At 60.3% G+C, this 1,148-nt stretch carries 1 protein-coding gene; it reads right to left on the bottom strand.

The genetic code is table 11. The features are described 5' to 3' along the window. Positions 1 to 101 precede the first annotated feature (101 nt). Positions 102 to 1,148: IS66 family transposase (locus ASD03_RS08420; protein WP_156407907.1), on the bottom strand; the 1,047-nt coding region annotated here is incomplete at its 5' end.

Here is a 1,148-nt window from a genome sequence, read left to right as displayed (position 1 = left end):
CAGGTTATCATCGTTGGAGACGATTGCCCGGAGAAGCTCCGGATCCTCGCCGAGAATTTCGGCGACATATTTGAGCGTGCGGACATAGGTGATTGTTGCCATTAGGCTGCCTCGGCGCGGCTGGTGGCGACAGGTGACCAATGCCAAGGAAGCAGTTCGTCGAGGCGATTGATCTTGTGATCGTGGATGCGGTCGAGCACATCGGCGAGATAGGCCTGCGGGTCGATACCGTTCATCTTCGCCGTCTCGATGATGGTCATGGCTCGCGCCAGGGTTTCCGCGCCGGTGTCGGCGCCGGCGAATAGCCAATTGCGCCTACCCACGCCAATCGGACGCAGGGCGCGCTCAGCGGCATTGTTGTCGATGGCGACACGACCGTCGTCCAGGAACAGGCAGAACGAGGACCACCTGCTCAGGCCATACCGGAAGGCTTGAGCCAAATCGCCCTTGCCTGGAATATGGGTCAGTTGCGCTTCGGCCCAAACGCGGAATGCGTCCACCCTTGACTTGCTGTGCTTCTGACGTGCGGCAAGGCGGATATCGGCAGGTTGACCGGCAATGTCCCGTTCGATGTCGTAAAGCGCGCCGATACGGTCGAGAGCCTCGCGTGCGATCTCGGATTTGTTCGATGTCCAGATATCATGGAAGTCGCGGCGCCAATGCGCCCAGCACGCTGCTTCCCGAAAGCGGCGCGCGCCATCTGCTCCAGGTTCATAGAGCTTTCCGTACCCTTTGTAGCCGTCGGCTTGAAGGATACCGCTTGCCTGCCGGAGATGACGATGGACGTGTTCTTGCTTCCAGTCCGGGGCGAAGTAGTAGACCGCACCAGGCGGGGCAGCACCCGCCCATGGCCGTTGATCTCGGACATATGTCCAGATCCTGCCTTTCTTCACGCCTTTGCCCAATCCCTTGTCTCGTAGCGAACGATCCAGCACCCGGATCGGGGTGTCGTCGGCATGGAGGAGGTCACTGCCCATGATCGCCGCTTCGATCCGCTCGATTAGCGGCTGGAGCACCTGCATGGCACGACCRCACCAATCGACCAGYGTGCTATCGGGGATATCGGCGCCCATGCGGGCGAAGATCTCGTTCAGACGATACAGTGGCAGATGGTCGTCGAACTTGGAGACCAGGATGTAGGCCAGAAG

This window comes from Ensifer sp. Root127 (assembly GCF_001425225.1).
GTDB classification, from domain to species: Bacteria; Pseudomonadota; Alphaproteobacteria; order Rhizobiales; family Rhizobiaceae; genus Ensifer; species Ensifer canadensis.
This window is presented reverse-complemented; position numbering and strand designations above follow the sequence as displayed.